This is a genomic window from Labilithrix luteola (assembly GCF_001263205.1).
GTDB lineage: Bacteria > Myxococcota_A > Polyangia > Polyangiales > Polyangiaceae > Labilithrix > Labilithrix luteola.
In genome coordinates this window covers 612,031-631,215 of the sequence record NZ_CP012333.1, presented here as the reverse complement: position 1 = coordinate 631,215, position 19,185 = coordinate 612,031, and the positions used below count along the sequence as shown (strand labels likewise).

Genomic DNA, 19,185 nt, shown 5'->3' with positions numbered 1-19,185 from the left:
GTGAGGGTTATGGAGAGTCGAAGATGGCCAAAGAGAAATTCACGCGTAGCAAGCCCCACGTCAACGTCGGCACCATCGGTCACATCGACCACGGCAAGACGACGCTGACGGCCGCCCTCGTCAAGGTGCAGTCGAAGAAGGGTCTCGCGAAGGCGATCAGCTACGCCGACATCGCGAAGGGCGGAACGGTCCGCGACGCCACGAAGACGGTCACCATCGCCGTCTCGCACGTCGAGTACGAGAGCCCGACGCGCCACTACGCGCACGTCGACTGCCCCGGCCACGCCGACTACATCAAGAACATGATCACGGGCGCCGCGCAGATGGACGGCGCGATCCTCGTCGTCAGCGCGCTCGACTCGGTCATGCCGCAGACGCGTGAGCACGTTCTCCTCGCTCGCCAGGTCGGTCTCCAGCACCTCGTCGTCGCGCTCAACAAGTGCGACGCCGTCGAGGACGCGGAGATGCTCGACCTCGTCGAGATGGAAGTCCGCGAGCTCCTCTCGAAGAACAAGTTCCCCGGCGACACGGCGAAGGTCGTTCAGGTCGCCGCCTTCCCGGCGCTCAACGGCGAGCCGAAGTGGGAAGAGTCGATCGGCAACCTCATTGCCGCCCTCGACGAGCAGATTCCTGAGCCGGTCCGTGACACGGACAAGCCCTTCCTCATGGCGATCGAGGACGTGTTCTCGATCAAGGGCCGCGGCACGGTCGTCACCGGCCGTATCGAGCGTGGCATCGTGAAGACGGGCGAAGAAGTCGAGATCCTCGGCTTCCGCGAGACCCGCAAGACCACGGTCACGGGCGTCGAAATGTTCCGCAAGCTGCTCGACGAGGGCCGCGCGGGTGACAACGTCGGCGTTCTCCTCCGCGGCATCGAAAAGAACGATGTCGAGCGCGGTCAGATCCTTGCCAAGCCCGGCTCGGTGAAGACGCACAAGAAGTTCGAGGGCGAAGTTTACGTCCTCAAGAAGGAAGAGGGCGGCCGTCACACGCCGTTCTTCACGAACTACCGTCCGCAGTTCTACATGCGCACGACGGACGTGACCGGCACCTGCCAGCTGCCCGAGGGCACGAAGATGGTCATGCCGGGCGACAACATCACGATGACGATCGAGCTCATCACGCCGGTCGGTATCGAAGAGCAGATGCGCTTCGCGATCCGCGAAGGCGGCCGCACCGTCGGCGCCGGCATCGTCACCAAGGTCATCGAATAAGCTTGTCGTCGAACAAGACGACCTGCAACGGGTGACCGGCGTGGCCGAACGAATCGAGATTGCTCTCTGCTGCACCGAGTGCGAGACCCGGAACTACCGGACGACGCGCAAGAAGGAGCAGCAGGGGCAGCTTGAGCTCAAGAAGTTCTGCCCGACGTGCAAGAAGCACACGGTTCACAAAGAGACGAAGTGATGGGGTAGCGCCGGCTCCCAAGCTGGTGAGCTACCAAGCAGCAAAGCAGTAGTTACGAGACGAACCGGCCCGCGCTTCATGAGACCTCCGAAAGGAATCTCTGGCGCGGGCCGCGAGTTAGGGGTTTAGCTCAGTTGGTAGAGCAGCGGATTCCAAATCCGCAGGTCGTGGGTTCGAGTCCCCCAGCCCCTGCAAAGTACAGCTCACCCGCCGGCCTTGGCACGAAGTCCGGCATGCATTAGGAGCTCGTAGGAGCAACGTTCCAATGTCCACCGAAGAGGATCTCAAGAAAGCCGAGGAACCCACCGCGGACGAAGACGCGGATGAGGCGGCTTCTTCTTCGGGTTCGGAAGCTCCGTCTGCGCTGGCTCGTTCGTCGGGTCAGGATGATGCAGAGGCTGAGGCCGAAGCGGCTGCCGCGCACGATCATGACGAGGAGGGGGCTATGGCCCTCCAGCTCGGCTACCAGCGTTTCGTGTACGCGGCCTATATGGCCGGCGCGATGCTCGTGGCGTTCCTCGTCGCGAAGATCGGTCACGTCAGCTGGTACCGCCTTGGGCAGTGGAAGCCGGAGTTCGGCGAGCCCAAGGACGAGATTGTCTACACCGTCGCAGCCGTGGTGGGCGTGCTCGTCGCGCTCTACTACTGGCGCAAGCCGTCGGCTCGTCAGTACGCGAACGAGGTCGCGGAGGAGCTGTCGAAGGTTACCTGGCCCAGCCGGAAGGAAGTCTGGAACTCGACCACGGTCGTGATCCTGACCACGCTGTTCGCCACGGTCTTCTTCGCCCTCATGGACCAGTTCTGGAAGTACGTGACGGACAAGATCTACAGCTTCTGATTTTCGGGGTAAGGGGTGTGGGACCGCGCCAGCCGGTAGTATAGAAGGCGCGATCAAGCGCGGCCCACGTGCTAGAGGTTCCGGCGGAGTCGTCTCATGGCCAAGAAGTGGTACGTCATTCAGACCTACTCGGGATTCGAGAACAAGGTCAAAGAGTCCCTGCTCCAGCGCATCAAGGAGCACGGGAAGGACGCCCAGTTCGGCGAGATCCTCATCCCGACCGAAACCGTCCAGGAGACGGGCGCCAACGGCAAGTCCCGCATCCGTCAGAAGACGAGCCTTCCCGGCTACATCTTCGTCGAGATGGAGATGAGCGAGGAAGCCTGGCACCTCGTCAAGGACACCCCGAAGGTCACCGGCTTCATCGGTAACCAGCGTCCGCAGGAAGTTCGCCCGCAGGAGATCGAAGATCAGCGCCGTCGCGTCGTCGAGGGTGCGGTCAAGCCGAAGCCGCGCGTCAACTTCGACGTGGGCGACGAGATCCGCGTGATCGAAGGCGCGTTCGCGAACTTCTCCGGCACAGTCGAAGAGGTCAAGCCGGACAAGCAGAAGCTCAAGGTCAAGGTCTCGATCTTCGGCCGTGCGACGCCTGTCGAACTCGACTTCTCCCAGGTCGAGAAGCGCGCGTAGCGTTCACAGAACCCCTGTTTTTCCGAGCTCTCGTGGAGCTCATGGAAAAAGGGCTTGATTTTTCGGTGGTTCGCGGTAAGCGAGGGCGCCCGCGAGCCGCACCGACAGAGAATTCTGTCCCTTTTTTCTCGCTCTCTCCCTGTTTCTGTTTTCCGTTTTACCGCGACCGAGCGTGAGCTCGGACCGCCCCTGCGATCGAACTACGGCCCGCACGTTCTAGTTTTTCAGGTCGAAGGTACCCCCTACGACCGAGTGAGCGCGTAGCGGACCCCCGTAGGAGCAAGAGAAGAAGCCATGGCGAAGAAAGTTACCGGAACCATCAAGCTCCAGCTCCCCGCCGGCAAGGCGAACCCCGCGCCCCCGGTCGGCCCCGCGCTCGGCCAGCACGGCGTCAACATCATGGGGTTCTGCAAGGAGTTCAACGCGAAGACCCAGGGCGGGGACATGATCATCCCCGTCGTCATCACGGTCTACGCGGACCGCTCGTTCTCCTTCATCCTCAAGGAGCCGCCGGTCGCCGTCCTCCTCAAGAAGGCCGCCGGCCTCGCGACGGCGAAGAAGCCGGGTTCGGGCTCCAAGGAGCCGAACAAGAACAAGGTCGGCCAGGTGACCGAGAAGCAGGTCCGCGACCTCGCGACGCAGAAGATGAAGGAAATGAACACGACGGACCTCGAGTCGGCCATCCGTACCGTCAAGGGTACGGCCCGCTCGATGGGCATCGACGTCGTCGCCTGATTCTCCGCGCTTCGAAGCTCTGCCTCGTTCAGCGACCTTCGTTCTCCTCGCGATCGATAGATCGAGAGCTGACGAGGGGCGCCGCTCGAACGCGAGGCACTCGTATCGAAGACTCGAAGCGCCAAGACTCTCGGACGCGGCGAATGGTTCCCGCGTCCTCTCCGTAGAAACCTCACGAACCACCGTCCTCGTTCCTTCGAAAGGAGCGCGGAATCACGGTGGGAGGCCTTTCACTCTCCAAGCCTCTGCGAGGAGGGGAACGGCCGAAAAGGAGGAGAATGCCGAAGTTGTCGAAGAATCGCACGAAGGTCGACGAGACAGTCGATCGTTCGCGCAAATACACGGTCGAAGAGGCCTGCGCCCTCGTAAAGAAGGCGAAGTTTGCCAAATTCGACGAGACGGTGGACCTCGCCGTCCGCTTGGGTGTCAACCCCAAGCACGCTGACCAGATGGTCCGCGGCGCGCTGGTCCTCCCGCACGGCACCGGTCAAACGGTTCGCGTGCTCGTGTTCGCTAAGGGTGAGAAGGAGCGCGAGGCCCGTGAGGCAGGCGCCGATTTCGCCGGTAGCGACGACATGGTGGCGAAGGTCTCGGAAGGCTTCATGGACTTCGATCGCGTTATCGCGACGCCCGACATGATGGGCGCCGTCGGTAAGCTCGGTCGCGTCCTCGGCCCCCGCGGACTCATGCCGAACCCCAAGGTCGGAACGGTCACGTTCGACATTGGCAACGCCGTTCGAGAAGCCAAAGGCGGCAAGATCGAGTACCGCGTCGAGAAGGCTGGCATCGTCCACGCCCGTATCGGCAAGGCCTCGTTCGCCGAAGGCGCTCTTTCGGACAACGCCAAGGCGCTGATCAACGCGCTCGTGCGCGCCAAGCCTTCGACGGCCAAGGGCGCGTACATCCGCAGCATCACCGTCAGCTCGACCATGGGCCCCGGCATCAAGATCGACCCCGGCCAGTTCATCGCCGGCGGCGAGGAGGGCTGATCGATGGCGACCTCAACATCGACCCGTGAAGGCAAGTCCGCTCTCATTGGCGAGGTCAAGGGCAAGTTCGACAAGATGACCTCGGCCGTCTTCCTTGATTACAAGGGGATGACCGTGGCACAGGCGACCACGTTGCGCGCTTCCTTCCGCAAGGCAGGAGTCGAGTACAAGGTCGTCAAGAACACGCTTGTCAAGCAAGCGCTCAAGGACCAGGCGTACGCCAAGAGCCTCGACAGCGCGCTTACCGGCATGACCGGTATCGCGTGGAGCTACGAGGATCCCTCGGCAGCGGCCAAGGTCGTCAAGTCCTTCAAGAAGGATCAGGGCGACGCGGGTCAGAAGCTCCAAGTCAAGGCAGGCCTCATCGACGGCGCGGTGCTCGACGCGAAAGCGGTCGAGGACCAACTCGCGACGATGCCCGGCAAGGACGAGCTTCGCGCCAAGCTGCTCGCGACGCTCCAAGCGCCGCTTCAGCAGTTCGTCGCACTGCTCAACGCCCCTGCGCAGAACTTCGTCTACGTCCTCGCCGCCAAGGAGGCGGAGGGGAACAAGTGACGCTGCGCCGGCTCGGTCTTCTCGCTCGGTAACAAGAGCGGGAGCTGGGCCACGCGCCCTCGAATTCGCGTGGGCGCGTCGATTTGAAGATTTCGAAAATTTCGACTACGTACGGAGATTTCACAATGGCCGACATCAGCAAGGACCAGGTCGTCGATTACCTCTCGAACCTCCCGGTCATCCAGATCGCTGAGCTCATCAAGACGCTCGAAGAGAAGTGGGGCGTCAAGGCTGCTCCGGCGGCGGTTGCCGTCGCGGCGCCGGCCGGCGGCGGTGCGCCCGCGGCCGCTGCTGAAGAGCAGACGGAGTTCACGGTCGTCCTCAAGGACGCCGGCGCGAACAAGATCAACGTCATCAAGGTCGTCCGCGAGATCACGGGCCTCGGCCTCAAGGAGGCGAAGGACCTCGTCGAGGGCGCGCCCAAGGATCTCAAGGAAGGCGTTTCGAAGGCCGACGCTGCCGACTTCAAGAAGAAGCTCGAAGAGGCCGGCGCCAAGGTCGAGCTCAAGTAAGTGCGACCCGCTACGAATGATTGATTGACGCCGCGGGGCGGCGAAGGGAGAGATCCCTTCGCTCGCCCCATACGGCATTTCTCGTACCAACTTTGTCGGGCTCGCCAGCTTACATCCGTTGACACCAGCGCTTATCCGGTGCGGTCGCCCTTCACGGGAGACAAAAACCGGCTAAGTTCCGCACCCCCGACTCCGCACTCGCTTCAGTCACCTCGCAGTTCTCAGTTTCCCTTCGCTTATTGGCTTCGTGTGCTTCGTGAACAGACCGGCTAGCCGAGAGCCCGGTAGTAGTTCCGAGAGCGTCCCCGAGAGGAGCAACGATGGCGACCGCTATCCAGTCCAACTTCCGCGTCCGTAAGAACCTGGGACGGATCCAACGTGTCATCGAGGTCCCCAACCTCATCGACATCCAGAAATCCTCGTACGACAAGTTCCTGCAGTCCAACGTCCCGCAGAACGAGCGGCAAGAGACGGGTCTGCAAGCGGTCTTCCGTAGCGTCTTCCCGATCAAAGATTTCAACGGGACGAGCGAGCTCGTCTTCGTGTCGTACAACCTCGAGAAGCCGAAGTACGACGTGGACGAGTGCCGCCAGCGCGGCATGACGTTCGCCGCGCCGATCAAGGTGACGACCCAGCTGATGATCTACGACACCCGCGATGGCGGGGAGCGTATCGTCCGCGACATCAAGGAGCAGGAGGTCTACTTCGGCGAGATCCCGCTCATGACGGAGACCGGTACCTTCATCATCAACGGTACCGAGCGCGTCGTCGTCAGCCAGCTCCACCGAAGCCCGGGCGTCTTCTTCGACCACGACAAGGGCAAGACCCACTCGAGCGGCAAGCTCCTCTACTCGGCTCGCGTCATCCCGTACCGCGGCTCGTGGCTCGACTTCGAGTTCGACCCGAAGGACATCATCTACGTCCGCATCGACCGCCGCCGGAAGATGCACGCGACGGTGCTCCTGCGCGCGCTCGGCTACAGCACGCAGGACCTCCTCAACTACTTCTACAACACCGAGACCATCTACATCGAGAAGGGTGGCAAGTACTCGAAGTCCGTCGAGTACGACCTTCTTGCTGGTCAGCGTGCGACCCGCGACATCAAGGTCGGCAACGAAGTCATCGTCAAGAAGAACTCCAAGTTCATGAAGGCGACGATGAAGAAGCTGAAGGAGGCGAAGATCGATCGCCTCTCGGCCGATCCCGAGGAGCTCGCGGGTAAGGTCGCGGCTCACGACGTCGTCGACAAGGAGACCGGTGAAGTCATCCTCGAGGTCAACGAGGAGGTCACCGCGGACAAGCTCGAGAAGCTCCGCGAAGCGGGCATCAACGAGTTCAAGATCCTCTTCATCGATGGTCTCAACGTCGGCAGCTACCTCCGCGACACGCTTCTCGCGGAGAAGGTGAAGACCACGGAAGACGCGATCATGGAGATCTACCGGCGCCTCCGCCCCGGTGATCCGCCGACGCTCGACACCGCGCGTACGCTCTTCCAGAACCTGTTCTTCAACCCCGAGCGCTACGACCTCTCGAAGGTCGGTCGCCTCAAGCTGAACTACAAGTTCTACCGCGACGTCCCCGAGGAGCAGCGCCCGCCGATCGATACGCAGGTGCTCACGGCTCAGGACATCCTGGAGACCGTCCGCCACCTCATCGAGCTGAAGAACGGTCGCGGCTCGGTCGACGACATCGACCACCTCGGTAACCGTCGCGTGCGCGCCGTCGGCGAGCTCATGGAGAACCAGTACCGCATCGGTTTGGTTCGTATGGAGCGCGCCATCAAGGAGCGCATGAGCATGTCGCAAGAGATCGACACGCTCATGCCGCACGACCTCATCAACGCGAAGCCCGTCTCCGCCGTTGTGAAGGAGTACTTCGGCAGCTCGCAGCTCTCGCAGTTCATGGACCAGACCAACCCGCTCTCCGAGGTCACGCACAAGCGTCGTCTCTCGGCGCTCGGACCTGGCGGTCTCACGCGTGAGCGCGCGGGCTTCGAAGTCCGCGACGTTCACCCGACCCACTACGGTCGTATCTGCCCGATCGAGACGCCGGAAGGTCCGAACATCGGCCTCATCGCGTCGCTCTCGACGTTCGCCCGCGTCAACGAGTACGGCTTCGTCGAGACGCCGTACCGCCGCGCCGGCGAAGGCAGCGTCACGCAGGACGTGCAGTGGTACTCGGCGCTCGAGGAAGAGGCGAAGTACATCGCCCAGGCCTCGGTCGGCGTCGACGAGAAGGGCAAGTTCAAGGACAGCCTCGTGTCCGCCCGTCTCAACGGTGACTACCAGATGGTCGCGCCCGACATGATCCAGCTCATGGACGTCGCGCCGAATCAGATGGTGTCCGTCGCTGCGGCCCTCGTTCCGTTCCTCGAGCACGACGACGCGAACCGCGCACTCATGGGCGCGAACATGCAGCGTCAGGCCGTTCCGCTCATCCGTAGCTGGGCGCCGCTCGTCGGCACCGGCATGGAAGGCAAGCTCGCGCGTGACTCCGGCGTGTGCGTCCTCGCGCGCCGCGACGGCTTCATCGAGAGCGTCGACGCGAACCGTATCGTCATCCGCCCGGACTCGGACAAGGCCGAGATCCCGGACATCTACCACCTCTACAAGTTCCAGCGCTCGAACCAGTCGACCTGCTTCAACCAGAAGCCGATCGTCCGAGCCGGTGAACGCGTGAAGGCTGGCGACGTCCTCGCGGACGGCCCGTCGACCGACATGGGCGAGCTCGCGCTCGGTCAGAACGTGATGGTCGCGTTCATGCCGTGGCAGGGCTACAACTTCGAAGACTCGATCCTCGTCAGCGAGCGCATCGCGAAGGATGACGTCTACACCTCGATCCACATCGAGGAGTTCGAGTGCGTCGCCCGCGACACGAAGCTCGGCAAGGAAGAAGTCACCCGCGACATCCCGAACGTCGGCGAAGAGGCCCTCAAGGACCTCGACGAGAGCGGCATCGTCCGCATCGGCGCCGAGGTGAAGCCGGGCGACATCCTCGTCGGCAAGATCACGCCGAAGGGGGAGACCCAGCTCTCGCCCGAAGAGAAGCTGCTCCGCGCGATCTTCGGCGAGAAGGCCGGCGACGTCCGCGACAGCTCGCTCCGCGTCCCCCCGGGCGTCGGCGGCATCGTCATCAACGCCCGCATCTTCGCCCGCAAGGGAACGGAGAAGGACGAGCGTTCGAAGGACATCGAGGACCACGAGCGCATCCGCCTCGAGAAGCAGCGTGACGAGGAGGTCAAGATCCTCCGCGACTCGTTCTTCCGCGGCCTCAAGAAGAAGCTCGCCGGTCAGACGACCACGGGCAAGCTGGTCGACGACAAGGGCAAGGTCCTTCTCCAGAAGGGTCAGGTCCTCGACGAGGCTGCTCTCGACGAGATCCCGCACAAGTACTGGAGCGAGCTCCCCGTCGTCGACGCGGACGACATCGCCGGGAAGATGCGCGAGCTCGAAGAGATCATCAGCGTCCGCGAGGAGCAGCTCCGCGACAAGATCGATCGCCTCTCCAAGGGCGACGAGCTTCCGCCGGGCGTGATCAAGATGGTGAAGGTCTACATCGCCATCAAGCGCAAGCTCCAGGTCGGCGACAAGATGGCAGGCCGCCACGGTAACAAGGGCGTCGTCTCGCGCATCATGGCCGAAGAGGACATGCCCTACACGCAGGAGGGCCGTCCGGTCGACATCGTCCTCAACCCGCTCGGCGTTCCTAGCCGTATGAACATCGGCCAGATCCTCGAGGTTCACCTCGGTTGGGGCGCTCAGTCGCTTGGCTGGCAGCTCAACAGCATGCTCGAGCACAACGCGACGGACGCGCAGCTCAAGGAGCACATCGTCAAGGTCTTCGAAGGCGACAAGGACGTCTCGAAGATCGTGTCGAAGCTCACGGGCGAAGAGGCTCGTCAGGTCGCGCAGAAGTTGAAGAAGGGCGTGCACTACGCGTCGCCGGTCTTCGACGGTGCACCTGAAGAGGCGATCAAGAGCTCGCTCGCGCTCGCCAACCTGCCCTCGAGCGGCCAGGCGGTTCTCTTCGACGGCCGTACCGGTGAAGCGTTCGACCAGGAGGTCACGGTGGGAGTCATGTACTTCCTCAAGCTGCACCACCTCGTCGACGACAAGATCCACGCGCGTTCGATCGGTCCGTACTCGCTCGTCACCCAGCAGCCGCTCGGTGGCAAGGCGCAGTTCGGCGGCCAGCGCCTCGGCGAAATGGAAGTCTGGGCGATGGAGGCCTACGGAACGGCCTACGCGCTCCAGGAGTTCCTCACGGTCAAGAGCGACGACGTCATGGGTCGTACCCGCATGTACGAAGCCATCGTCAAGGGCGAGTACACGCTTGAGCCGGGTCTTCCGGAGTCGTTCAACGTCCTCATCAAGGAGCTTCAGGCGCTCTGCTTGAACGTCGAGCTCCTCGAGCCGGGACAGGTCCGCGCCGCCGACCAGGCAGCGGAGGAGTAAGCGCATCGCCGAGCTTTCCGAGCGCCGAAGGAAGATGACCTCTGGTCCTTCTTCGGCGCCGGGTAGCTCGGCTCGCTCCTTCCTCTTGCACGCCCCTTAGAGTTTCTCCCCGTTACGAGATTTCAGAGAAAGGCACCCCGATGCGCGACATCTTCAGCTTCTTCGAGAAGCCCAAGGATCCGCTCTCGTTCAGCGCGATCCGCATCTCGCTCGCATCTCCTGAAAAGATCCGCGAGTGGTCGCACGGTGAGGTCAAGAAGCCCGAGACCATCAACTACCGCACGTTCAAGCCGGAGCGCGACGGACTCTTCTGCGCGAAGATCTTCGGACCGGTGAAGGACTACGAGTGCAACTGCGGCAAGTACAAGCGCATGAAGCACCGTGGCATCGTGTGCGAAAAGTGCGGTGTCGAAGTCATCCAGAGCAAGGTGCGCCGCGAGCGTCTCGGCCACATCAACCTGGCCACGCCGGTTGCTCACATCTGGTTCCTCAAGAGCTTGCCGAGCCGCATCGGCAACATGCTCGACATCTCGCTGAAGGACCTCGAGAAGGTTCTCTACTGCGAGGCGTACATCGTCATCGACCCGAAGGAGACCCCGCTCTCCCGCGGTGAGTTGCTCAGCGAAGAGCGCTACATGCAGCTCGTCGACGAGTACGGCGACGACAAGTTCACCGCCGGCATGGGCGGCGAAGCGATCCTCGACATGCTCAAGGGCGTCGACATCCACCAGATGTGCGAGACGCTCCGTCAGGACATGCGCACGGCCACCAGCGAGGCCAAGCGCAAGAAGGTCGTCAAGCGCCTGAAGGTTTGCGAGGCGTTCCGCGAGAGCGGCAACCGCCCCGAGTGGATGATGCTCACGGTCATCCCGGTCCTTCCGCCGGATCTCCGTCCGCTCGTTCCGCTCGACGGCGGCCGCTTCGCCACGTCGGACCTCAACGACCTCTACCGCCGCGTCATCAACCGCAACAACCGCCTCAAGCGCCTGCTCGAGCTCAACGCTCCGGAGATCATCATCCGGAACGAGCGCCGCATGCTGCAGGAAGCGGTCGACGCGCTGTTCGACAACGGCCGTCGCGGCAAGACCATCACCGGTCCGAACAAGCGCCCGCTCAAGTCCCTCAGCGACATGCTGAAGGGCAAGCAGGGCCGCTTCCGCCAGAACCTCCTCGGCAAGCGCGTCGACTACTCGGGCCGTTCGGTCATCGTCGTCGGCCCGTCGCTCAAGCTGCATCAGTGCGGTCTCCCGACCAAGATGGCGCTCGAGCTCTTCAAGCCGTTCATCTACAACAAGCTCGAAGAGCGCGGCTACGTCAACACCATCAAATCTGCGAAGAAGATGGTGGAGAAGGAGCGCCCCGAGGTCTTCGATATTCTCGAAGAAGTGGTTAGCGAGCACCCGGTTCTCCTGAACCGCGCGCCCACGCTCCACCGCCTCGGCATCCAGGCGTTCGAGCCGGTCCTCATCGAAGGCAAGGCGATCCAGCTTCACCCGCTGGTTTGCGCGGCGTTCAACGCCGACTTCGACGGCGACCAGATGGCCGTTCACGTTCCGCTGAGCGTGGAAGCGCAGATGGAAGCGCGCGTGCTCATGATGAGCACGAACAACATCCTCTCGCCGGCGAACGGCAAGCCGATCATCAACCCGACGCAGGACATCGTCCTCGGTCTCTACTACGCCACCCGCGAGCGCAAGTTCGCGCGCGGCTACTACCGTGAAGGCACCCTCGAGGTGTCGAAGGACGGCAAGATCGAAGGCGGCTACGTCAAGGGTGTCTACTCCTCGCCTGAAGAAGTCCGCATGGCCTTCGACAACGAGGAAGTCACGATCCACACGGGCATCCGCGTCCGCGTGATCGACCCCGAGAGCGGCAAGCGCATGATCGTCAACACGACGGTCGGCCGCTGCATCATCTCGGAGATCATCCCCGAGGGCATCCCGTTCGAGCTCGTCAACAAGACGCTCGACAAGAAGGCTCTCTCGACCCTCATCGACGCCTGCTACCGCAAGCACCGCAACAAGGCGACCGTCCTTCTTGCGGACCGCCTCCGCTCGCTCGGTTACGAGTACGGCACGCGGGCCGGCATGTCGATCTGCGTCGACCACATGGTCATTCCGAAGGCGAAGGAAGTCCTCCTCGGAGCGGCCCGCGACGAAGTGCAGCGCGTCGTCGATCAGTACCAGGAAGGTCTGATCACCGACGGCGAGCGCTACAACAAGATCGTCGATATCTGGGCCGACGTCGCCGACAAGGTCACGAGCGAAATGATGCTCGTCATCGGCAAGGAAGCCGTCGTCGATCCGGTCACGAACAAAGAGCAGATCGAGCCGAGCTTCAACCCGATCTACGTCATGGCCGACTCTGGTGCGCGCGGTAGCACGCAGCAGATTCGCCAGCTCGCCGCGATGCGTGGCCTCATGGCCCGTCCGTCCGGTGAAATCATCGAAACGCCGATCACCGCGAACTTCCGCGAGGGTCTCAGCGTTCTCGAGTACTTCACCTCGACGCACGGCGCTCGTAAGGGCCTCGCCGACACCGCGCTCAAGACCGCGAACTCCGGTTACCTCACGCGTCGTCTCGTCGACGTCGCGCAGGACGCGGTCATCGCGCAGTTCGACTGCGGCACGCTCGACGGCATCCGCGTCACGAAGCTCGAAGACGCCGGCGAAGTCATCCAGCCCCTCGGCGACCGCATCCTCGGCCGCGTGGCGCTCGAAGACATCGTCGACCCGCTCACGGGCGAAGTCGTCGTTCCGCACAACACCGAGCTCGACGAAGCGCTCGTGTCGGCCATCGAAGAGGCCGGCATCGAAGAGGTCGTCATCCGCTCCGTGCTCACCTGCCAGACCCGCCGCGGCGTTTGCGCCAAGTGCTACGGCCGCGACCTCGCGCGCGGTTACAAGGTCAACATCGGTGAATCGATCGGCATCATCGCGAGCCAGTCGATCGGTGAGCCGGGTACGCAGCTCACGATGCGCACCTTCCACATCGGTGGTGCGGCGGCGCGTGGCAAGATCGAGCAGAGCTCGATCGAGGCGCGCACCGAAGGCTTCGTCCGCATCCGCGGCGCGAACCTCGCGAAGCGTCGCGACGGCAGCATCACGGTCATGAACCGCCACGGCGAGCTCGTGATCGTCGACGATACCGGTCGCGAGCGTGAGCACCACCGCCTCGTCTACGGCGCCGTCCTCAAGACCAACGAGGGCGACAAGATCAAGGCGGGCGACCTCCTGGCCGAGTGGGACGCGTTCGCGAACGTCATCCTCACCGAGGTCGGCGGTATCGCGAAGTTCGGCGACATCGTCGAAGGCGTCACGATGATCGAGAAGCTCGACGAGGTCACCGGCCTCTCGCGCAAGGTCGTCGTCGAGTCGCGCGCCGCGGACCTCCGCCCGCGCATCTCGCTCAAGCACCCGGACACGGGCGACACGCTCAAGCTCCCGGGCTCGACCCTCGACGCTCGTTACCTCCTCCCGGTCGGCGCGAACATCGTCGTCCAGGACGGCGACCTGCTCGAGCCGGGCGAAATCATCGCGAAGATCCCGCGCGAAACCACGAAGACCCAGGACATCACCGGTGGTCTTCCCCGCGTCGCCGAGCTCTTCGAGGCCCGCAAGCCGAAGGACCACGCCATCATCGCCGAGATCGACGGCGAGGTTTCGTTCGGCAAGGACACCAAGGGCAAGCGCAAGGTCATCATCACGCCGTTCGGTCACGACGGCGCGCCGCTGACCGACCAGGCCCGCGAGTACCTGATCCCGAAGGGCAAGCACATCCACGTCCAGCCGGGCGACCGCGTTCGCGCGGGCGAGCCCCTCCAGGACGGGCCGGCGAACCCGCACGACATCCTTCGCGTCAAGGGCGAGAAGGAGCTCGCGGCGTACCTCGTCAACGAAATCCAGCAGGTTTACCGCCTGCAGGGCGTTGCCATCAACGACAAGCACATCGAAGTCATCGTTCGCCAGATGCTCCGTCGCGTTCGAATCAAGGATGTTGGCGACACCAACTTCCTGGTCGACGAGAACGTCGAGAAGCACGTGTTCGAGAAGGAGAACCAGCGGGTCATCGAGCGCGGCGGCAAGCCGGGCATCGCAGAGCCGCTCCTCCTCGGCATCACGAAGGCGTCGCTCTCGACCGAGTCGTTCATCTCCGCTTCTTCGTTCCAGGAGACCACCAAGGTCCTCACGGAAGCAGCGATCAACGGCAAGACGGACACGCTCCGCGGCCTCAAGGAGAACGTCATCATGGGACGTCTCATCCCGGCCGGAACGGGTCTCGCCGCCTACAAGAACCTCAACCTCGTGGTCGAGGGCGAGGGCATCGTCGACGAGTCGCGCTACGCGCCGTCGGCTCCGCCCGCCGCCGTCCCGGCCGCCCCGGCCTCGCTCAGCGCGGTCAACGAGGAGTGAGACTGAGCGATGGGCTCTCTCTGAGAGCCTTCGCTAGGTGAGAAGGAGCCGCGGTCCCGAGAGGGGCTCGCGGCTCTTTCGCTTTTGTCGCTCGTCTGCGCAGGCCGATGCCCCTCGCAGGCGTACGTACGTCGATGCCGATGGAGGCGTGTTCGGGCGGCCTCATTGACTCCCAACGCGGGAGAGCTACACGGAGGTCGGTGCCTGACTCCGATGAGCTTGCGTCCTTCCTTACGGAATGGCCCATCGCCACGCGGCCGGCGTTCGACATGGGGGAAGAGGGCGCGTTTCGAGAGCTCCTGAGGCTCGCCCGTGCTGCTCGCCCGGAGTTGAACGTCGACGGAACAGGCGCATTCGCTGCGTTTCTCGCGAAGAAGGTCTCCGGGACGTTGACGGGGGCCGAGATCCTCGCGGAGCTTGCGCAGCGCAACGTCGCCGACCTCTTCCTCGTTTTTGCGTACGACGCGCGTGTTCCGGGAGCGGAGAAGCTTGTCGATACGGTGCTCGAGCCTGCGGCACGTCGCGCTCACGCGTCGGTGGCCACCGGGCTCGCGCAGGACGAGCTGCTCCAGGAGCTACGCGTTCATTTGCTGGCCCCGCGGCCGAATGCACCGGCACGAATTCTCGAATTCAACGGTCGAAGTTCGCTCGCACGCTGGATGACCGTCGCCGCGAGCAGGCACGCTTTGAACATGGTTCGCGGTCGAGCGCGCGAGTTGCCGTTCGAAGAGGCGTTCTTTGCCGTGCAGCCCGACCTCATGACGCCCGAGGCTCTTCTCATGAAGGCGACGTTCGGCGGCCCCATTCGCGCGGCGCTCAAGCGCGCGATGGACCGTCTCGAGGAGCGCGAACGAGCGCTCCTCTGGTTCGCTCTCGTCGACGGCACTCCGGCCGAATACATCGGGAAAATCTACAACGTGCATCGCACGACGGCTTCGCGTTGGATCGCGGCTGCCGTCGACCACCTGAGGACGGCTCTGGAAGAGGAGATCGCGGGCGATCCAGGTATCCGCAAGTCGGAGCTCTCGAGCATCGTTCGAGGCGTCCTTTCGCGCTTTTCGACGGACGGTTAGATTTCTTCGCACGGTCCGGTCACCATGCGTGTCTAGAGGGCATGAAGATGCGCTTGGGCCTTGGGGCCAATGGTTTTTCCCGGCAAATCCTGGCGATGATCGCCCTCTCGGGCGTGGTGGCGGCGGCCGTTCACTGTTCGAGTGATCCGGAAGCGGAGGCGACCGCCTCGAAGAACGACGCCGGCACGACCGAGGAGGCCCCGCCCGATAGCGAAGATCCGGGCGAGGTCCTGGGGGACGCAGGATCCGTGGTCGGTAGCGATGGCGGCACCATCGACAGCGGGCGCGACGCCGGCGAAGTGATTACGGTCTGCGGCGGTTCCAAGGGTGATCCGACTGCCGTCCCGCTCCTCGATTGGCGGATTCACACGTTCCCGTCGAAGTATGCGGTGGCGCTCGGCGTGAAGAGCTTGGTGAAGGAGCCAATAGCCTGGAACTCGAACGACGTCATCGTCACCGGCACGGAGGCGCAGGACATCGGCACCTCGTCGTCCGGCATCAGCGGTGGCGGCGCGTTTGGCGAGATGAAGGATCTGAGCCGAGCGAACTTTGCCAACAACGCGATGCCGAAAACCGACGTTGGCCTCACTTATCAGAAGACCCTCGGTTGGAGCGACACGCTGAATGCGGTGTACGATTTGCGTAGCTCTCTCAACGACCTGTCCTGGAAAACGTATCGCGTGACCGGTCGCGCTGGCTCTTTCACCGATAAGGCCTGGCGACTTCAAAGCCCGGTGCGCGGATCGTTCGCTTCGGACACGGACTATTATGTCCAGGCGATCGAGCCCGACCGTGGGATGGGTTGGTTCGTTACCGTTCTCTTCGACGACGAATGCAAAGGCGCGCAGTTCGATGCCCTGGTCGGTGGCTTCCCACTCGCGATGTTCGATCCTCCTGCGCCGCACACGCGCGCCGAGGTTTCGAAGTTCCTCGTCGACAACAACGCACGCCTGCTCCTGACGGTCGTGACGTTCGGCGCCGAAAATGCTGCCGTCAAAGCGGCCCTCAACGGGACGCAGGCCTCGGCCGCCACGCTCGACGATTTCCGTGCGACGATGACCGCGCTGAAGTCCGCGCTCGACAGCTACATGCGCAACCCGGGGCCGCCCGACTACGCGAAGCTCAAGGCCGGGACTGACCCGAACTGGGTCATCGGTCGCGTCGTCGCGGTGCCCGTGCCGCCTCTGAAGTGATTCGTCTCGCTCGAGGCTCGCTCAGTTGGGAAACGGCACGTCGACCGGATCTGCGCGATCGGTCCGCGTGCCGTCTCCGATTTGTCCAGCGCTGTTCGCGCCCCAACAGCGAAGGTGATTATCGAGCATGCGGGCGCACACATGATGGGCGCCCGCAGCGAGGAATGCGGCGGGCCCGAGATTGACGTTGTTCGGCCTGAGGACGCCGTCGGGAGGGGCCCCAAGTGGCGAAACGGTGCCGTAGACGAGTCCCCAGCATTGGACGGCGCCGGAGGACGAAACCACGCACGTGTAATCGTCGCCGGCCACGATTTGACGTGACGCGGACGAGGGGGCAAGCGTGTCGACGGCGTGCTCGCGCGCTTCGGTATTGCCGATGCCGAGCTGGCCGAGTCGGTTGGATCCCCAGCATCGGACTCCACCTGTTCGCGTCAGCACGCACGTATGCTCGTTTCCGCAGGCCACCGCGGCGAGGTCCGCGGCAGACACGAGGTTGGGGACGAGGGTTGGAACGGCGACCTTCGTCAGGTTTTCGAGTCCAAGCTGGCCGTACGCATTGCTTCCCCAGCAGTAGAGGGCTCCGGATACGCCGACGGCGCACGCGTGCGAGGTGTTCGTGGACAAAGAGACGAACGCCTCGGGTTGCACCACGGCGGCAGGGAAGAGAATCTCCGGAGCGGCGGAGCCATTTCCGACGACGCCCGACGCGTTGTATCCCCAGCACGAAGCGAAGCCGCTGCGTGAAATCGCGCAACCATGCCATGCATTCGCGGCGACGTACGCGATATCGGAGAGCGCTTGAATGGGGAATGGAGTATCTCGGTAATCGTTCGCTCCGTCGGTTCCGTTGCCGAAAGCGCCGAGTGTATTGGCTCCCCACGCGTGGACCGCGCCGCTCGTCATCGCCGCGAGGGTGAAATCGATGCCGAGCGCGAGCTCGCGCGTGCCACCCTCGAGATTGACGAATGCCGGCGTCAGCCGATTGTCGGTGCTGCGAATGCCGAGTTGCCCATGGTCGTTCGCACCCCAGCAATAGAGAGCGCCGGAGTTCGAAGTCGCGCAGGTATGTGTGGTGCCGGCGGCGGCAGGCTTTTCGGGACTAGCGCAGCAGCCGGAGCGGCAACGTCGATATCCGACGTCACAGGCAGTCGTACATTGTCGCGACTCGCAGCGAGGGATGCCGTTTTCGGCCGTTGGGCAGGGACTGCACGAATCGGCGCCGCAACCAGTCGCGATAGCGTCGAGGTGCACGCACGTGCCGCTGCACGACTTCTCCTCCGTCGAGCACGACGGGCTGTCCGGGCTGTCCGGGCCTGCCGCGTCGACGCCGGCCTCCGTTTCGAAGACCGCCTTGGTGGGGCCGAGCCCGTCGAAATCGACGCCGAAGAGGCCCTCGCAGCCGAATGCGGCGAAGGTCGTGATTCCTGCCAGGCAGAGGAGAGCAAGCCGGCGCATCAGAATTGCACCAAGAGCGAGGCTCCAGCGCTCGGTGAGGAAGCCGAAACGGCCGGTTTGATGCGCGTGGACGGCGAGAGCTTGAGCCACACGAAGCCGGCTCCCACCAGAGCTGCACCGGCGCCGAGGAAAACCGGGCTCATCACCGCGTAGGGTTTGCCGCGACGAGCGGCGGAGAGCCCGTCGTCGTCGCAGGTCGTGCCGTCGCAATGGTCACGAACTTCCGAGGCGGACGTGGCTACGACGACTCCGAAGATGGCGCCGGCCACCAACGCAGCACCGCCAGTGCCCATGAGCACGTAGGGACCGAGCTTGCTTCGCTCCTTCGCGGGGGAAGCCCCCAGCGCCCCTTCGGCGGACTTCGGCAAGAGCGAGAGCAGGAGCGCGATCTCGCGATGCTCTCGTTCGGCGACAACGAGGGTCGTTCGAAACGGGGTGAATCCACGCGCGGACGCGGTGAACGTATGTTCGCCCGGATCGAGCGAGAATTCGATGCCGAGACTCGACGTGCCGAGCTCGACTCCATCTTGGCTGAGGCGCAGGTCGCGCGGCGGATCGCCGCTGAAGGTGAAGCGCACGAACGCGACCTTCTCCTTCAGCACAGCGAGACGCTCTTCGGCGTAGGAACGTCGGAAATCGCCTTCACCGAGCATGCTGAGGGCGTCTCGGAAGCATTGCAGCCCGAGGGCGAAATGGCCACGCTTCTCCTCGCATGCTCCGAGGTTGAGGAGCGTTCCGACGGTGGCTTGAAGACGAAAGCTCTCTCGGAAGCGGCCGCACGCGGCTGCGTAGTCGTGGTTTTCCATGGCCGCTTTTCCGCTCTGGAAGAGCGCGTCGGCGGCGGGCGCGGTGCTGGCGTCCTGCGCGTGCGCGTTTTCTGCTCGCGCCATGACGAGAGCGAGAACGACAAGCGTCGAGAAGCTCACGAGCAA

The 19,185-nt window shown here is 63.7% G+C and carries 14 protein-coding genes and 1 tRNA gene; 13 read left to right on the top strand and 2 right to left on the bottom strand.

The features are described from left to right. The first annotated feature begins 23 nt into the window (after positions 1-23). The 13 genes from tuf (at position 24) to AKJ09_RS02870 (ending at position 16,798) form a co-directional block, all read left to right on the top strand. On the top strand, positions 24-1,214 hold the full coding sequence (gene tuf, locus AKJ09_RS02930; RefSeq protein WP_146645413.1) for an elongation factor Tu: 1,191 nt from the start codon (positions 24-26) through the stop codon (positions 1,212-1,214). A gap of 40 nt (positions 1,215-1,254) precedes the next feature. Further along, the gene (rpmG, locus tag AKJ09_RS02925) at positions 1,255-1,407 is read left to right on the top strand and encodes a 50S ribosomal protein L33 (RefSeq protein ID WP_146645654.1); all 153 of its coding nucleotides are present in this window, start codon (positions 1,255-1,257) and stop codon (positions 1,405-1,407) included. A gap of 119 nt (positions 1,408-1,526) precedes the next feature. Continuing rightward, positions 1,527-1,599, top strand: a tRNA-Trp gene (locus AKJ09_RS02920). Positions 1,600-1,672: 73 nt separating this feature from the next. Beyond that, positions 1,673-2,245 carry a preprotein translocase subunit SecE gene (gene secE, locus AKJ09_RS54105; RefSeq protein ID WP_205633579.1) on the top strand — a complete coding sequence of 191 codons (573 nt, stop codon included), beginning with the start codon at positions 1,673-1,675 and terminating at the stop codon, positions 2,243-2,245. A gap of 96 nt (positions 2,246-2,341) precedes the next feature. After that, the gene (nusG, locus tag AKJ09_RS02910; protein WP_146645653.1) at positions 2,342-2,875 is read left to right on the top strand and encodes a transcription termination/antitermination protein NusG; all 534 of its coding nucleotides are present in this window, start codon (positions 2,342-2,344) and stop codon (positions 2,873-2,875) included. Positions 2,876-3,169: 294 nt separating this feature from the next. Continuing rightward, the gene (rplK, locus tag AKJ09_RS02905; RefSeq protein WP_146645652.1) at positions 3,170-3,610 is read left to right on the top strand and encodes a 50S ribosomal protein L11; all 441 of its coding nucleotides are present in this window, start codon (positions 3,170-3,172) and stop codon (positions 3,608-3,610) included. 278 nt (positions 3,611-3,888) lie between these two features. Next, a complete protein-coding gene (rplA, locus tag AKJ09_RS02900) occupies positions 3,889-4,599 on the top strand; it encodes a 50S ribosomal protein L1 (protein ID WP_146645651.1) in 711 nt (236 codons plus the stop codon). A 3-nt stretch (positions 4,600-4,602) separates the two neighbouring features. Continuing rightward, entirely contained in the window at positions 4,603-5,154 is a 552-nt protein-coding gene (rplJ, locus tag AKJ09_RS02895; RefSeq protein WP_146645650.1) for a 50S ribosomal protein L10, read from the top strand. A 125-nt stretch (positions 5,155-5,279) separates the two neighbouring features. Beyond that, the gene (rplL, locus tag AKJ09_RS02890; RefSeq protein ID WP_146645649.1) at positions 5,280-5,666 is read left to right on the top strand and encodes a 50S ribosomal protein L7/L12; all 387 of its coding nucleotides are present in this window, start codon (positions 5,280-5,282) and stop codon (positions 5,664-5,666) included. A gap of 320 nt (positions 5,667-5,986) precedes the next feature. Then, positions 5,987-10,120 (top strand): DNA-directed RNA polymerase subunit beta, encoded by a 4,134-nt coding sequence (rpoB, locus tag AKJ09_RS02885; RefSeq protein WP_146645648.1) that lies wholly within the window; start codon positions 5,987-5,989, stop codon positions 10,118-10,120. A 140-nt stretch (positions 10,121-10,260) separates the two neighbouring features. Further along, positions 10,261-14,532, top strand: a complete 4,272-nt coding sequence (gene rpoC / locus AKJ09_RS02880) for a DNA-directed RNA polymerase subunit beta' (protein ID WP_146645647.1) — start codon at positions 10,261-10,263, stop codon at positions 14,530-14,532. A gap of 200 nt (positions 14,533-14,732) precedes the next feature. Further along, the gene (locus AKJ09_RS02875) at positions 14,733-15,605 is read left to right on the top strand and encodes a hypothetical protein (protein WP_146645646.1); all 873 of its coding nucleotides are present in this window, start codon (positions 14,733-14,735) and stop codon (positions 15,603-15,605) included. 41 nt (positions 15,606-15,646) lie between these two features. Next, positions 15,647-16,798 (top strand): hypothetical protein, encoded by a 1,152-nt coding sequence (locus AKJ09_RS02870; protein ID WP_146645645.1) that lies wholly within the window; start codon positions 15,647-15,649, stop codon positions 16,796-16,798. 21 nt (positions 16,799-16,819) lie between these two features. Here AKJ09_RS02870 and AKJ09_RS02865 read toward each other — a convergent pair whose 3' ends face one another. Beyond that, positions 16,820-18,253: an RCC1 domain-containing protein gene (locus tag AKJ09_RS02865; RefSeq protein ID WP_146645644.1), complete on the bottom strand. Its 1,434-nt coding sequence runs from the start codon at positions 18,251-18,253 to the stop codon at positions 16,820-16,822. Further along, positions 18,253-19,143 (bottom strand): hypothetical protein, encoded by an 891-nt coding sequence (locus tag AKJ09_RS02860; protein ID WP_205633578.1) that lies wholly within the window; start codon positions 19,141-19,143, stop codon positions 18,253-18,255. The genes AKJ09_RS02865 and AKJ09_RS02860 overlap by 1 nt, the downstream gene beginning before the upstream one ends. Between the last annotated feature and the right edge of the window lie 42 nt (positions 19,144-19,185).

Coding starts and splice junctions, on each gene's coding strand:
- AKJ09_RS02860 (WP_205633578.1), bottom strand. CDS start 19,143: ATGGCGCGAGCAGAAAACGCGCACGCGCAGGACGCCAGCACCGCGCCC.
- rplA (WP_146645651.1), top strand. CDS start 3,889: ATGCCGAAGTTGTCGAAGAATCGCACGAAGGTCGACGAGACAGTCGAT.
- rpoC (WP_146645647.1), top strand. CDS start 10,261: ATGCGCGACATCTTCAGCTTCTTCGAGAAGCCCAAGGATCCGCTCTCG.
- rplK (WP_146645652.1), top strand. CDS start 3,170: ATGGCGAAGAAAGTTACCGGAACCATCAAGCTCCAGCTCCCCGCCGGC.
- AKJ09_RS02865 (WP_146645644.1), bottom strand. CDS start 18,253: ATGCGCCGGCTTGCTCTCCTCTGCCTGGCAGGAATCACGACCTTCGCC.
- rplL (WP_146645649.1), top strand. CDS start 5,280: ATGGCCGACATCAGCAAGGACCAGGTCGTCGATTACCTCTCGAACCTC.
- secE (WP_205633579.1), top strand. CDS start 1,673: ATGTCCACCGAAGAGGATCTCAAGAAAGCCGAGGAACCCACCGCGGAC.
- tuf (WP_146645413.1), top strand. CDS start 24: ATGGCCAAAGAGAAATTCACGCGTAGCAAGCCCCACGTCAACGTCGGC.
- rpoB (WP_146645648.1), top strand. CDS start 5,987: ATGGCGACCGCTATCCAGTCCAACTTCCGCGTCCGTAAGAACCTGGGA.
- AKJ09_RS02870 (WP_146645645.1), top strand. CDS start 15,647: ATGAAGATGCGCTTGGGCCTTGGGGCCAATGGTTTTTCCCGGCAAATC.
- rplJ (WP_146645650.1), top strand. CDS start 4,603: ATGGCGACCTCAACATCGACCCGTGAAGGCAAGTCCGCTCTCATTGGC.
- nusG (WP_146645653.1), top strand. CDS start 2,342: ATGGCCAAGAAGTGGTACGTCATTCAGACCTACTCGGGATTCGAGAAC.